The 13,400-nt window shown below is 61.8% G+C and carries 11 protein-coding genes; 6 read left to right on the forward strand and 5 right to left on the reverse strand.

The window, feature by feature from the left end:
- Window position 1: 1 nt before the first annotated feature.
- Window positions 2–385 carry a ribonuclease P protein component gene (rnpA, locus tag K7I12_RS03180; protein WP_031384877.1) on the reverse strand — a complete coding sequence of 128 codons (384 nt, stop codon included), beginning with the start codon at window positions 383–385 and terminating at the stop codon, window positions 2–4.
- A gap of 13 nt (window positions 386–398) precedes the next feature.
- Entirely contained in the window at window positions 399–533 is a 135-nt protein-coding gene (rpmH, locus tag K7I12_RS03185) for a 50S ribosomal protein L34 (protein WP_011508608.1), read from the reverse strand.
- 569 nt (window positions 534–1,102) lie between these two features.
- On the opposite strand from rpmH, the gene dnaA reads away from it, so the two are divergent.
- The 4 genes from dnaA (at window position 1,103) to gyrB (ending at window position 7,359) form a co-directional block, all read left to right on the forward strand.
- The gene (gene dnaA, locus K7I12_RS03190; RefSeq protein WP_031384876.1) at window positions 1,103–2,584 is read left to right on the forward strand and encodes a chromosomal replication initiator protein DnaA; all 1,482 of its coding nucleotides are present in this window, start codon (window positions 1,103–1,105) and stop codon (window positions 2,582–2,584) included.
- Between the two features lie 60 nt (window positions 2,585–2,644).
- Window positions 2,645–3,748: a DNA polymerase III subunit beta gene (gene dnaN / locus K7I12_RS03195; RefSeq protein ID WP_031384875.1), complete on the forward strand. Its 1,104-nt coding sequence runs from the start codon at window positions 2,645–2,647 to the stop codon at window positions 3,746–3,748.
- Between the two features lie 77 nt (window positions 3,749–3,825).
- Complete coding sequence (gene recF, locus K7I12_RS03200; protein WP_231662982.1) at window positions 3,826–4,935, forward strand: DNA replication/repair protein RecF; 1,110 nt, start codon at window positions 3,826–3,828, stop codon at window positions 4,933–4,935.
- A 3-nt stretch (window positions 4,936–4,938) separates the two neighbouring features.
- Window positions 4,939–7,359 (forward strand): DNA topoisomerase (ATP-hydrolyzing) subunit B, encoded by a 2,421-nt coding sequence (gene gyrB, locus K7I12_RS03205; RefSeq protein ID WP_031384873.1) that lies wholly within the window; start codon window positions 4,939–4,941, stop codon window positions 7,357–7,359.
- A gap of 178 nt (window positions 7,360–7,537) precedes the next feature.
- Here gyrB and gmhB read toward each other — a convergent pair whose 3' ends face one another.
- From gmhB to glyQ, 3 genes are all read right to left on the reverse strand, one after another.
- Complete coding sequence (gmhB, locus tag K7I12_RS03210; RefSeq protein ID WP_231663027.1) at window positions 7,538–8,113, reverse strand: D-glycero-beta-D-manno-heptose 1,7-bisphosphate 7-phosphatase; 576 nt, start codon at window positions 8,111–8,113, stop codon at window positions 7,538–7,540.
- Between the two features lie 138 nt (window positions 8,114–8,251).
- Window positions 8,252–10,318 carry a glycine--tRNA ligase subunit beta gene (gene glyS / locus K7I12_RS03215; RefSeq protein WP_031384871.1) on the reverse strand — a complete coding sequence of 689 codons (2,067 nt, stop codon included), beginning with the start codon at window positions 10,316–10,318 and terminating at the stop codon, window positions 8,252–8,254.
- 2 nt (window positions 10,319–10,320) lie between these two features.
- Window positions 10,321–11,283: a glycine--tRNA ligase subunit alpha gene (gene glyQ, locus K7I12_RS03220; RefSeq protein WP_031384870.1), complete on the reverse strand. Its 963-nt coding sequence runs from the start codon at window positions 11,281–11,283 to the stop codon at window positions 10,321–10,323.
- 131 nt (window positions 11,284–11,414) lie between these two features.
- Here glyQ and rfaD point away from each other — a divergent pair, with 131 nt between their 5' ends.
- Both rfaD and waaF read left to right on the forward strand, forming a co-directional pair.
- Window positions 11,415–12,371: an ADP-glyceromanno-heptose 6-epimerase gene (gene rfaD / locus K7I12_RS03225; protein ID WP_031384869.1), complete on the forward strand. Its 957-nt coding sequence runs from the start codon at window positions 11,415–11,417 to the stop codon at window positions 12,369–12,371.
- A complete protein-coding gene (gene waaF / locus K7I12_RS03230; protein ID WP_031384868.1) occupies window positions 12,364–13,380 on the forward strand; it encodes a lipopolysaccharide heptosyltransferase II in 1,017 nt (338 codons plus the stop codon). The genes rfaD and waaF overlap by 8 nt, the downstream gene beginning before the upstream one ends.
- Window positions 13,381–13,400: the final 20 nt, after the last annotated feature.

Genomic DNA, 13,400 nt, shown 5'->3' on the forward strand with positions numbered 1-13,400 from the left:
TTCAGGAGGTTGAAGCCATAGCTGACTGCTTGCCAGCCTCCTTTTCAAGACGTCGCCACAAGCCGTGAAGCTGGCGGTGCAATGTGGGATTGTCTAGCTCGTGTACGCCACGGCGGGCCAGGACAACGATATCCACAGCGGGTAGGCGATGCTGCCGGAGGCGAATGGATTCGCGCACCAAGCGCTTGAGACGGTTGCGATCTATGGCACGGCGAACGTTCTTCTTGCTGAAGACCAGGCCCACGCGCGGATGATCCAGGGAGTTGTCTCTGGCCAACACCAGCAACCCTTTGGCGTGTACCTTGTACGAGGCGTGTTCGAAGACGTACCGATAGTCCCCGGCAGTCAGCAGACGCAGTCGCCGGGGAAAGCCCTGACCGGACATTCGCGAGCCGCGATCAAGCGCTCAGACGCTTGCGGCCCTTGGCACGGCGGCGAGCCAGGACCTGGCGGCCGTTCTTGGTGGCCATGCGTGCACGGAAGCCGTGGACACGCTTGCGCTTCAGTACGCTGGGTTGAAATGTGCGTTTCATGACGGCGAATTCCCACGTGGTTGATTTGACATTGACCGATGCCCCGGCTCCCGCATGGAACCCGGGCGGATTTCGTTCAAGGCCGGGAATTCTAGAGGCTTTGCAAGCCGGGTGCAATTTCTGCGCGCAATTCTCCACACCGCCTTGTCGCTCGCGGCGTTGACGATAGCCGGCGAATGCCTGCGGTGCCGGTGCATCGCGGATTGGGCACTCGCTATGCGATGCTGCCGCGCCACTTACAATAATTACAGGTGTCATTGGAAGTTGTTGTTATTGATAGTAGGGGTGGTTTCTGTTTATAACCTTATTTAATTTTTATAAATCAAATAGTTAATATAAAAGCAAGGGTGTGGACAAAGTCCGCGGATCCAGTGGCTGGAGGGGCGTCAAGCTGTGTACCGATTGCTGGAATATCCACAGCCGAGACGCATCCGCACAGTCATACCGTATCGCTCCACCCAGCCATACTGTAGTTTTCCACAGCATGGCTCGCATCGTTTCGCGTGTGGATAACTTGCGGTGAGGGCGATACAATGTTCGGTCTTTTCGCAACGGGATGGTGAGGTCGCGTGTCGGTCGCTCTTTGGCAACAATGTCTGGCTTATCTGCAGGATGAGCTGAGCTCGCAGCAGTTCAATACCTGGATTCGCCCCCTGCAGGCGGAAGACGCAACGCCTAACGAGCTCAGTCTGCTGGCGCCCAATCGTTTCGTGCGTGACTGGGTCAGCGACAAGTACCTCAAACGGATCAATGAACTGCTGCGCGAGCTGGCGCCCAACAAGCCGCCCAAGGTGAGCTTGGCAGTGGGTAGCCGGCGCGTTGCACCGAGTCCGCAACCGCGGGATCTGGGCAACCCGGTCTCGGCCAGTCGTTTTCGTCAGCCTCCCGCACCGGCAGTGCATACCCCGTCCCGCGGCGACGAGTACGCCGAGGAGCGCGAAATCGACAGGCACAATGGCGAAGGCCCGCGGCGTTCCACTCAGCAGCCCGCGGGCGAGCGTCAGGTTCAGGTGGAAGGCAGCCTCAAGCACCAGAGCGGACTCAACCCCAACTTCACCTTCGACACCTTCGTCGAGGGCAAGTCCAACCAGCTGGCCAGGGCCGCTTCGCGGCAGGTGTCGGAGAACCCTGGCGGTGCCTACAATCCACTGTTCCTGTACGGTGGGGTAGGGCTGGGCAAGACCCACCTGATGCACGCCGTGGGCAACCAGCTGGCTATCCTGCGCGACAATGCCAAGGTGGTCTATCTGCACTCCGAGCGCTTCGTCGCCGACATGGTCAAGGCGCTGCAGCTCAACGCCATCAATGATTTCAAGCGGTTTTACCGAAGCGTCGATGCGCTATTGATCGACGATATTCAGTTCTTCGCCGGCAAGGAGCGCTCTCAGGAAGAATTTTTCCATACTTTCAATGCTTTGCTGGAAGGCGGTCAGCAGATGATCCTGACCTCCGACCGCTACCCTAAGGAAATCAGCGGGGTGGAGGAACGGCTCAAGTCGCGTTTTGGCTGGGGCCTGACGGTGGCAATCGAACCGCCCGAACTGGAAACGCGGGTGGCGATCCTGATGAAGAAGGCCGATCAGGCAAAGGTCGAGCTGCCTCACGATGCGGCCTTCTTCATTGCCCAGAAGATACGCTCCAATGTGCGGGAGCTGGAGGGCGCGCTGAAAAAGGTGATCGCCGACTCCCATTTCATGGGCAAGCCGATTACCCAGGATTTCATTCGCGAGTCGCTCAAGGATCTGCTGGCTTTGCAGGACAAGCAGGTCGGGGTGGACAATATTCAGCGTACCGTCGCCGAGTACTACAAGATCAAGCTGGCGGACCTGCTTTCCAAGCGCCGCTCGCGCTCGGTCGCCCGTCCGCGGCAGGTCGCCATGGCCCTGGCCAAGGAACTGACCAACCACAGCCTGCCGGAAATCGGCGACGCTTTTGGCGGACGCGATCACACCACGGTGCTGCATGCCTGCCGCAAGATTTTGGCGCTGCAGGAAGAAAACGCGGATATTCGCGAGGATTACAAGAACTTGCTGCGATTATTGACCAGCTGATGACGCCGTCCAACGCAGCCTGTTCCCGTCTTTGGAACTCAGGAGAAGAGTGGAGCCCTCATGAAATTTTCCATTTCCCGTGAAGCCCTGCTGCGCCCGTTATCGCTGGTCGCCGGCGTGGTCGAACGGCGCCAGACCCTGCCGGTGCTGTCCAACGTGCTGATCGAGGTCCAGGACACTCAACTGGCGCTTACCGGCACCGATCTCGAAGTCGAGCTGATCGGCCGGGTCGAACCCAGCCAGGTCGATGAGCCGGGGTCGGCCACGGTGCCGGCCCGCAAACTGATGGATATCTGCAAGTCGTTGCCCGAGCAGGCTGAAATAGCCTTCACTCTCGAGGAGGGGCGGGCGATCCTGCGTTCGGGACGCTCACGCTTTACGCTGTCGACGTTGCCGGTCGCCGAATTCCCCAATATCGAAGACAGCCAGGCTAGCCAGGAGCTGACCTTGCCGCGCGGCAGTCTCAAGCAGCTTATCGACGCCACGTCCTTCGCCATGGCGCAACAGGATGTGCGTTACTATCTCAACGGCATGCTGCTGGAATTGGGCCACAACCTGGTGCGTACCGTGGCTACCGATGGTCATCGATTGGCGATGTGCACGCGCAGCGTCGAGGTGAGCGTCGAGCCGACGCAAAAGCTCATCGTGCCGCGCAAGGGAATACTCGAGCTGGTGCGCCTGCTCGATGACAGCGACGAACCGGTCGAGCTAACGCTGGGCGCCAGCCATATTCGCGCGCATACCGGCAGCTTCACCTTCACCTCCAAGCTGATCGACGGTAAGTTTCCCGACTATGAGCGGGTGATACCCCGCGGCGGGGACAAGGTATTCATCGCCGATCGCGCTGACCTGCGCCAGGTGCTCTCGCGCACCTCGATACTTTCCAACGAGAAGTACCGGGGCGTGCGTCTCAATCTCGAGGCGGGCAACTTGCGTGTACTGGCCAACAATCCCGAGCAGGAAGAGGCCGAGGAAAATATTGCCATCGACTACGACGGCAATGCGCTGGAAATCGGTTTCAATGTCGGCTACCTGATCGATGTGCTCAACGCGCTCGACGAGGATCGCGTGCAGATGACCCTCTCCGACTCCAACAGTAGCGCCATCATGGAAGAGCCGGGCGGCGGGGATGCGTTGTACGTGGTCATGCCGATGCGCCTGTGATCGTGCTGCAATGCGCACCTTGATGTCTGATTCGCCCGCTTCGACCGTTCCAGGGCGAGCTTTCAGTCGGTGCCCGGATGCCTCTTGATCACTTGACCTTTCAGGGGCTGCGTAACCTCGAGGCGCTCGACATGCGCCCATCGCCGTCGATCAATGTCATCGTCGGCGACAACGGTAGCGGCAAGACCAGCCTGCTTGAAGGGATTCACATCCTTGGCATGGGACGCTCCTTTCGGACACAACAGCTCCGCCATGCCATTCATCATGAAGGCGACAGCGTTACCTTGCATGGCCGTCTGGCCGGCGATCCTCCTGTGCCGCTGGGTGTGCGCAGACACCGCGCCCAGAGCGAGCTGGAGATGCGCATGGCCGGTGAACGTGTGGCTCGGGTCGCCGAGCTAGTCGAAGCGCTGCCACTTCAACTGATCAACCCCGATGCCTTTCGCCTGCTCGAAGGTGCACCCGCTTCGCGGCGCGAGTTCTTCGATTGGGGTGTGTTTCACGTGGAACACGATTTCCTCGATGCCTGGAGGCGTACTCGGCGCGCGCTTAAACATCGGAATGCGCTGCTCAGGCATGATAGAATCGATGAGCAATCGATTGCGGTCTGGGAGCGCGAGTTTGCGCACTGGGGCAACCGCCTTGACGCTCTGCGCGACGACTACCTGGCGGCCTTTCTCCCGATTTTCGAAGAGACACTCGCCGAACTTTTGCCGCTCCCCGACCTGACGCTGCGTTATTACCGCGGCTGGGATCGCCAGCGCGACCTGGCAGAAATCCTCGACCAGGGGCGAGTTACCGACCGTCAGATGGGGTTTACTCAGCAAGGTCCACAGCGTGCCGACCTTCGTATACGTATTGAGCGACGGCCGGCGGTAGAGGTGCTCTCGCGAGGTCAGCAGAAACTGGTGGTCAGTGCCATGAAGCTGGCCCAGGGGCGCTTGCTGGAAATGACCACGGGGCGCACCTGCGTCTATCTGATCGATGACCTGCCGGCGGAGCTCGATGCCGAGCATCGCGGCGTCTTCTGTCGCTGGCTCGAGCGCATGGGCTGCCAGGCGTTCATCACCAGCGTCGATCAGAGCGCACTGGCAGGATTGTGGCAGACAGATACAACGGTCGCGATGTTTCACGTGAAACACGGTCGGCTTGCGACATACGGAACGAAAGACTTCACGACGGAGTAGTCAATGAGCGAACAAGCTTACGACTCAACGAGCATCAAGGTCCTGAAAGGGTTGGATGCGGTGCGTAAGCGCCCCGGCATGTACATCGGCGACACCGATGACGGGACGGGGCTGCATCACATGGTGTTCGAGCTGGTGGACAACTCCATAGACGAAGCGCTGGCCGGTTTCTGCAGCGAGATACGCGTGGTCATCCATCCCGACGAGTCGATCACCGTCAGCGACAATGGTCGCGGCGTGCCGACCGATATCCACAGCGGAGAGGGCGTCTCGGCGGCGGAAGTGATCATGACGGTCCTGCATGCCGGGGGCAAGTTCGACGACAATTCCTACAAGGTGTCCGGGGGATTGCACGGCGTCGGCGTCTCGGTCGTCAACGCGCTTTCCGAAGAGCTCAAGCTGACCATCTGGCGGGCTGGTCAGGTTCACGAACAGCTTTACCATCACGGCGTGCCCGATGCGCCGCTTGCCGTCGTGGGGCAGACCGAGAAGAGCGGTACGCGCGTGCATTTCCGCCCCTCGGCGGAGACGTTTACGCATATAGAATTCCACTACGATATTCTTGCCAAGCGGCTGCGCGAACTTTCGTTCCTGAATTCCGGTGTGGCCATTCGCTTGATGGATGAGCGCAGCGGCAAGGAAGAGCTCTTTCACTACGAGGGCGGCCTGCGGGCCTTCGTCGATCATCTGAATACCAACAAATCGACGCTGAATCCCGTGTTTCACTTCAATGTCGAGCGCGAGGACGGCATTGCCGTCGAGGTGGCGATGCAGTGGAACGACACCTTCGCCGAGAACATCTTCTGCTATACCAACAACATCCCTCAGCGCGACGGGGGGGCGCATCTGGCCGGTTTCCGTGCCGCGCTGACTCGCTCGCTCAATAGCTACATCGAAGCCGAGGGCGTGCTCAAGAAGGCCAAGGTCAACACTTCGGGCGATGACGCGCGCGAAGGGTTGACCGCGATCATTTCCGTCAAGGTCCCGGATCCCAAGTTTTCCTCGCAAACCAAGGAAAAGCTGGTCTCCTCTGAGGTCAAGACGGCTGTCGAGCAAGAGCTGGGTCGACAATTTTCCGACTACCTGGCCGAGCACCCCAACGAAGCCAAGTCGATCGTCAACAAGATGATCGATGCGGCGCGTGCGCGTGAGGCAGCGCGCAAGGCGCGGGAAATGACGCGTCGCAAGGGTGCGCTGGATATTGCCGGCCTGCCGGGCAAGCTGGCTGATTGTCAGGAAAAGGACCCGAGCCTTTCCGAGCTGTACCTGGTCGAGGGCGACTCGGCAGGGGGGAGCGCCAAGCAGGGTCGCGATCGCCGTACGCAGGCAATCCTGCCGCTCAAGGGCAAAATACTCAATGTCGAGAAGGCCCGCTTCGACAAGATGCTGTCTTCCGCCGAAGTCGGTACATTGATCACGGCGCTAGGCTGCGGCATCGGTCGCGAGGAGTTCAATCCCGACAAGCTGCGCTATCACTCGGTCATCATCATGACCGACGCCGACGTCGATGGTTCGCATATTCGTACACTGCTCTTGACGTTCTTCTTCCGTCAGATGCCGGAGCTGATCGAGCGCGGCCACATCTTTATCGCCCAGCCGCCGCTCTACAAGATCAAGCGCGGCAAGCAGGAGATGTATCTCAAGGATGAGCAGGCGTTGCTCGATTATCTGACCACGACAGCTCTGGACGGCGCGGGACTGCATGTCAACGCGGATGCTCCGGGAATCAGCGGCGAGCATCTCGAGGCCCTGGTCAATCAGTATCGCGACGTGATGAAGCGTATCGATCGCCTGCTGCGAGTTTACCCGCATGAAGTGCTGCGCAAGATCGTTCACGCGGCGACGCTGAATGGCGAAGAGAGTCTGCGAGACCGGGTCACCATGCAGCATTGGATTGACTCCCTGCAGCAAGCGATGGATGCACTGATTGCCTACGAGGGTGGGCCGCGCTACGTCTTTCATCTGCAGGAGGACGATGAGCGGGGCTTATTCCTGCCGAGCGTATCGCTGACCGCCCATGGCGTGACTGCCGAGTACGTCTGGGGCGCGGACTTCTTCCGCAGTGCCGACTACCGCGCAATGGCAGCGCTGGGTGAGACGCTTGACGATCTCATGGGAGAGGGCGCCTACGTGGCGCGTGGCGAACGCAGCAAGAAAGTCGATACGTTCTACGAAGCGCTCGATTGGCTGATGTCCGAAGCGCAGCGCGGCTTTTCCATCCAGCGCTATAAGGGCCTGGGTGAGATGAATCCCGATCAGCTTTGGGAAACCACCATGGATCCCGAGACTCGGCGCATGCTGCGTGTATCGATCGAGGACGCGGTGGCCGCCGACATGATGTTCAATACGCTCATGGGTGACGAGGTCGAACCGCGTCGATTCTTCATCGAGCAGAACGCGCTGGTTGCCAACCTCGACGTGTGATGTTTCACGTGAAACACCACGGTCAACGTTGAGTGACCGCAAGCCCAGCCAAGCGCTGGGCTTTTTTATTCACTCTCTCAAGAAATGGGGCCGCGTTGGTTGGCGGTGGGGCTGCTCGATCGAGCGTCGCGACTCAATGCATATTGGGAGGCTCGCACATGCCCCCCCAAGGGGGCATTCAGTTTTCTATCAGATAATCGGCGAAGGCGGCAAGATCGTCGAAGATCCGTGCCTGCCCGAGGCTGCCCCTGGCTTCGGTCCTCCTGCCCTTGCTCGTGCGAACCAGCACCGGGTGGCAGCCCTTGGCAATGCCCGCTTCCAGATCTCTGCGGCTGTCGCCTACCATCCAGGCGTTCTGAAGACTGTCCAGCTTCAGGCTATGCTGGATCTGATCGAGAAGACCGGTTTTCGGCTTGCGGCATTCACAGCCATCGTCGGGTCCATGGGGGCAGTAGGCGATGTGGGCGATTGTGCCACCCGCAGCCGATACGCGCTCACATAAATCGTCGTGTATCATTTGCAGAGTGGTTTCATCGTAATAACCGCGGGCCACTCCCGACTGGTTGGTGGCGATGGCAATCGTCCAACCATGTCGCGTCAGCCGGGCGATCGCCTCGATGGCCTGCGCATAAGGCCGCCACTCATCGAGTGACTTGATGTAGTCATCCGAGTCCTCATTGAGGACACCGTCGCGATCGAGAATGATCACCTTGCTTGGCGTCAGGTCATGGGACTGGCCGGATAATGGTTGCATAGGCATGGCCTGATCTAATCCGAGTGTTTCACGTGAAACAAGCATGGCGTAAAAATGTTTCACGTGAAACACATGCAAAAAGACCAGCCCCGATGGGCCGGTCTACGAAGTACTGCAGTCGCCGAAGCGAGAGACGATCTACTGCTGCAGTTGCGCGATATCCGCCACATCGAGGAACAGAGCTTGTAGCTCGGCGAGCAGGGCCAGGCGATTGCGTCTGACGGCGCTGTCATCGGCCATCACCATTACGTCATCGAAGAAGGCATCCACGGGATCGCGCAGCATCGACAGGGCGTCCAGCGCTTCGCTGTAACGAGCCTCGGCGAACAGTGGGGCGACTATCCGGCGGCGCTCTGCCAAGGCCTGTGCGAGCGCTCGTTCAGCGTCCTCGGCGAGCAGCGAGGCATCCACCGACTCGGCGATCTCGTCGGCCTGCTTGGTCAGGATGTTGGAGACGCGCTTGTTCGCGGCTGCCAGGGCGCCTGCCTCCTCGCGCTGAGTGAAGGCATGCACGGCGCGGATACGGCGCGCGAAGTCCAGCGGCCGCGTGACCGGACGCGAGCGTACCGAGAGGTAGACCTCGACGGCGATGCCTTCGTCCTGCGTCCAGGCGCGAAAGCGATCGAGCATGTATTCGAGCACTTCCTCGGCAAGTCCCGCTGACTGGGGCAGGTGGCTATGTTGGGCTGCGGCCTGCTCGAGCAGTTCGCGCAGATCAAGGTCGAGCTCGGCCTTGATCTGGATGTTGAGCACGCCTATTGCCGCCCGGCGCAGGGCGAACGGATCCTTGGCGCCGGTAGGCCGCGCGCCGATGCCGAAGATGCCGGTGAGCGTATCCAGCCGATCGGCCAATGCCAGCGCCAGCCCGGTCTTGCTCCTGGGCACCTCGTCGCCGGCGAAGCGCGGCAGATACTGTTCATGGATCGCTTGAGCCACTGCCTCGGGTTCGCCATCGTGGCGGGCATAATAGCAGCCCATGATGCCTTGCAGCTCGGGGAACTCGAGCACCATTTCACTGGCCAAGTCGCACTTGGCGAGCTGCGCGGCCCTGGCGGCATGCTCCGGGTCGCCTTCGATGCGCTCGGCAATGTAGCGGGCAAGGGCTTCGCTGCGCCGGGCCTTGTCGGCCAGGGTGCCCAGCTGCTGCTGGAAGACCACGCTGGCCAGCCCCTCTTGGCGCGAGGCCAGGCTATGCCTGAGATCGGTTTCGTAGAAGAAGGCGGCGTCGGCCAGGCGCGGGCGGATGACCCGTTCATTGCCCTCGATCACCCGTTGCGGATCACGGCTGTCGATATTGGCCACGGTGATGAAGCCGGGCTCGAGCTTACCGTCGGCGTCGAGCAGGTGGAAATATTTCTGGTTGGCCTTCATCGACGAGATCAGGCATTCGGCGGGCACCTCGAGGAAGCGTTCATCGAAGCTGCCGGCCAGTGCCACCGGCCATTCGACCAGGCCATTGACCTCGTCGAGCAGATCCTCGTCGATGACCGCAGTGGCCGCCTGGACTTCGGCTTCGGCAAGTACCTGCTCGCGGATTCGCTCGCGACGGATCTGACGATCGACCAGCACGGAGGCATTCTCCAGGGCGCTCACATAGTCATCGGCCTGGGGCAGGGCGATGGCCGCGGGGGCATGGAAGCGATGGCCGCGAGTCTCGCGCCCGGCGTGCAATCCCAGCACCTCGGCCTCGACCACATCACGGCCATGGAGAACCACCAGCCAATGCACCGGCCGCGAGAACTCGATGCGCGAGTCGCCCCAGCGCATGTTCTTGGGCACCGGCAGCCCGGCAACGCTCTGCCGAATGATTGCCGGCAGCAGCTCATCGACCGTCGCGCCGGGCTGCTCGAAGCGATGGCCCAGCCAGGTCCCCTTGTCGGTTTCGAGCTGGATGAGCTCATCGACCTGGACGCCGCAGGAGCGAGCAAAGCCCTGGGCGGCCTTGGTCGGTTCGCCATCCTTGAAGGCGGCGGCCAACGCCGGCCCACGACGCTCGATCAGCCGGTCGGGCTGCTTGGCTTCGAGGGCCTGAATCTGTACCGCCAGGCGTCGCGGCGTGGCATAGGCCCGAGCCTCGCCGAAGCCGACCTCGGCCTCGCGCAGGCCGCTGGCGATAGCGTCGGCGAAGGCGTCGGCCAGCGAATCGATGGCACCCGGCGGCAGCTCTTCGACGCCCAGTTCGACCAGTAGGGTATTGGCAGCCATGCTCAAGCGTCTCCCTTTTCGGCTAGTGGCTGTTCGGCCAGCAGTTCCTGGCGCAGCGGTTCGGGGGCCATCGGGAAGCCTGCGGCCTTGCGCGATTGGTAATAGGCCTGGGCGACATCGCGGGCCATGGTGCGCACGCGCAGGATGTAGCGCTGGCGCTCGGTGACCGAGATGGCGTGGCGAGCATCGAGCAGATTGAAGGTGTGCGAGGCCTTGAGCACCATCTCGTAGGCGGGCAGCGGCAGGTTAGCCGCGATCAACTTGCTGCATTCGCCCTCGAGGTGATCGAAACTCGCGAATAGCGCCGGGACATCGGCATGCTCGAAGTTGTAGGCGGACTGTTCGCGCTCGTTCTGCAGGTAGACGTCGCCATAGGTGACCCGCGAGCCGTCGGGGGCGATTGCCCAGCTCAGATCGTAGACGCTGTCGACGTCCTGCAGGTACATGGCGATGCGCTCAAGTCCATAGGTCAGCTCGCCGGTGACCGGGAAGCACTCGATGCCTCCGGCCTGCTGGAAGTAGGTGAACTGGGTCACCTCCATGCCGTTGAGCCAGACTTCCCAGCCCAGTCCCCAGGCGCCCAGGGTGGGCGACTCCCAGTTGTCCTCGACGAAGCGAATGTCGTGGACCAGCGGGTCGATGCCGAGCCGCTCCAGCGAGCCGAGGTAGAGTTCCTGAAGATCGGCCGGCGAGGGCTTCATCACCACCTGAAACTGATAATAGTGCTGCAGGCGATTGGGATTCTCGCCATAGCGGCCGTCGGTCGGGCGGCGCGAAGGCTGCACGTAGGCGGCGTTCCAGGTCTCGGGACCGATGGAGCGCAGGAAGGTGGCCGGATGGAAGGTGCCGGCGCCCACTTCCATGTCCAGTGGCTGCATGATCACGCAGCCCTTTCCGGCCCAGTATTGCTGCAGGGCGAGGATCAAACCCTGAAAGGTTGTGACGTCTGGCGTCGACTGTGTCATTGCGGGTCACCGTTGGCCCATGAATTCGCGGACCGCCAAGTATACAATTAGCGGGTAATCGGTTATAGGCACCGCGCCGAATTGCCTGCCGCATGGCCGTGGCGGGTCGCAACCATCAAGAGGATTCGCGAATGATCGTAGTGACGGGCGGCGCCGGGTTCATCGGCGCCAATCTGGTGAAGGCGCTCAATGCACGGGGCCGCGACGACGTGCTGGTGGTCGACGACCTGACCGATGGCACCAAGTTCGTCAATCTCGCCGATTGCATCCTCGGCGACTACCTGGACAAGGAAGATTTTCGCATGCGCGTCGAAGCGGCGCTGCGCGGCGAGCAAAGCGACTTGCCGCCGATCGAGGCGATCTTCCACGAGGGCGCCTGTTCGGATACCACCGAGTGGGACGGCCAGTTCATGCTCGACAACAACTTCGAGTACTCCAAGATGCTGCTGGCGTACTGCCAGCACAAGCGCATCCCGTTTCTGTATGCCTCGTCGGCGGCCACCTACGGTGGCAGCGAGGTGTTCGTCGAGGCGCCGGAGCACGAGAAACCGCTCAACGTCTATGGCTACTCGAAGCTGCTGTTCGACCAGTACGTGCGCGCACGCTGGGGCAGCTTCACCAGCCAGGTGGTGGGCTTTCGCTATTTCAATGTCTACGGTCCGCGCGAGCAGCACAAGGGCAAGATGGCCAGCGTGGCTTACCATCACCACACCCAGGTCAGTCAGGGGCAGAATCCGCGGCTGTTCGGTGCCTGGGAAGGCTTTGATGCCGGCATGCAGAGCCGCGACTTCGTCTACGTCGGCGACGTGGTCGACGTCAATCTGTGGTTTTTCGACAACCCCGAGGTCTCGGGCATCTACAACCTGGGCACCGGCCGCGCGGAGCCCTTCAAGGCGATCGCCGAGACGGTGATCGATCATTACCGGCGCGGCGAGATCGAGTACATCGACTTCCCCGACGAGCTCAAGGGGCGCTATCAGAGCTATACCCGCGCGGATATTTCGCGGCTGCGCGAGGCGGGCTACACCGCCGAGTTCAAGACCGTGCGCGAGGGCGTCGGCGCCTACCTGGATTGGCTGAATGGCTGACGCATCCGCGCCGCGCATCCTGATCGTCGGCCCCTCCTGGGTCGGTGACATGGTCATGGCCCAGAGCCTGTTCATGACGCTCAAGACGCGCTACCCGGAAGCGTCCCTGGGGGTGCTGGCGCCGGCCTGGTCGCAGCCGATCCTGGCGCGCATGCCCGAAGTCGACGAGGCGATCGCGCTGGAGGTCGGGCATGGCGAGTTCGGCTGGCAAGCGCGCCGCGCGGTGGCCCGCTCGCTGCGCGGTCGCTTCGATCGGGCACTGGTCCTGCCACGCTCGTGGAAGTCGGCGCTGGTGCCGTTTCTGGCACGGATCCCCGAGCGCATCGGCTTTACCGGCGAGCAGCGCGTGGTGTTGCTGAATCGGCGCCGCAAGCTCGACAAGGCGACGCTCGATCAGACCGTCAAGCGCTTCGTCTCGCTGGGGCTCGACGAAAAACAGGCGGCACGCGGCGATTTCGCCATCCCCCGGCCGCGTTTGCGGGTCGACCCGGGCCGCCAGCGGCGTCTTCGCGAGACCTTCGGGCTCGGTGACGGCCCGGCCATCGGCCTGATGCCCGGCGCCGAATACGGGCCCGCCAAGCAATGGCCATTGGCTTATTTCCGCGAACTTGCCCAGGTGCTCACGAAGCGCGGTTATGGCGTCTGGGTGCTGGGCGGGCCCAGGGATGCCGATGACGGCGAGCAGATCGCCCGGGGACTCGATGGCGTTGTCAATCTGTGCGGCCGGACCAAGCTGGGCGACGCCGTGGATCTGCTGGCCGCCTGCAAGCAGGTGGTCACCAACGATTCGGGGCTGATGCACGTCGCCGCCGCGGTGGGCACACGCATCCAGGCCATCTACGGCTCGTCGTCGCCGGTCTACACGCCACCGTTGAGCGATAACGCCGTCATCCACGATCTCGAGCTTGATTGCTCGCCCTGTTTCCAGCGCACCTGCCCACTGGGGCACACGCACTGTCTGAAGCACATCATGCCCGAGCGACTGAGCCGCGCGATCGCCTCGAACTGACGGCCCGATTCGGCCGCACG

The sequence above is a fragment of the Halomonas sp. IOP_31 genome (genome assembly GCF_021151495.1).
Classification (GTDB): domain Bacteria; phylum Pseudomonadota; class Gammaproteobacteria; order Pseudomonadales; family Halomonadaceae; genus Modicisalibacter; species Modicisalibacter zincidurans.

What these genes read in the sequence shown, in the direction of transcription:
- rnpA (WP_031384877.1), bottom strand. Translation starts at nt 385, where the DNA reads ATGTCCGGTCAGGGCTTTCCCCGGCGACTGCGTCTGCTGACTGCCGGG.
- rpmH (WP_011508608.1), bottom strand. Translation starts at nt 533, where the DNA reads ATGAAACGCACATTTCAACCCAGCGTACTGAAGCGCAAGCGTGTCCAC.
- dnaN (WP_031384875.1), top strand. Translation starts at nt 2,645, where the DNA reads ATGAAATTTTCCATTTCCCGTGAAGCCCTGCTGCGCCCGTTATCGCTG.
- recF (WP_231662982.1), top strand. Translation starts at nt 3,826, where the DNA reads ATGCCTCTTGATCACTTGACCTTTCAGGGGCTGCGTAACCTCGAGGCG.
- gyrB (WP_031384873.1), top strand. Translation starts at nt 4,939, where the DNA reads ATGAGCGAACAAGCTTACGACTCAACGAGCATCAAGGTCCTGAAAGGG.
- gmhB (WP_231663027.1), bottom strand. Translation starts at nt 8,113, where the DNA reads ATGCAACCATTATCCGGCCAGTCCCATGACCTGACGCCAAGCAAGGTG.
- glyS (WP_031384871.1), bottom strand. Translation starts at nt 10,318, where the DNA reads ATGGCTGCCAATACCCTACTGGTCGAACTGGGCGTCGAAGAGCTGCCG.
- glyQ (WP_031384870.1), bottom strand. Translation starts at nt 11,283, where the DNA reads ATGACACAGTCGACGCCAGACGTCACAACCTTTCAGGGTTTGATCCTC.
- rfaD (WP_031384869.1), top strand. Translation starts at nt 11,415, where the DNA reads ATGATCGTAGTGACGGGCGGCGCCGGGTTCATCGGCGCCAATCTGGTG.
- waaF (WP_031384868.1), top strand. Translation starts at nt 12,364, where the DNA reads ATGGCTGACGCATCCGCGCCGCGCATCCTGATCGTCGGCCCCTCCTGG.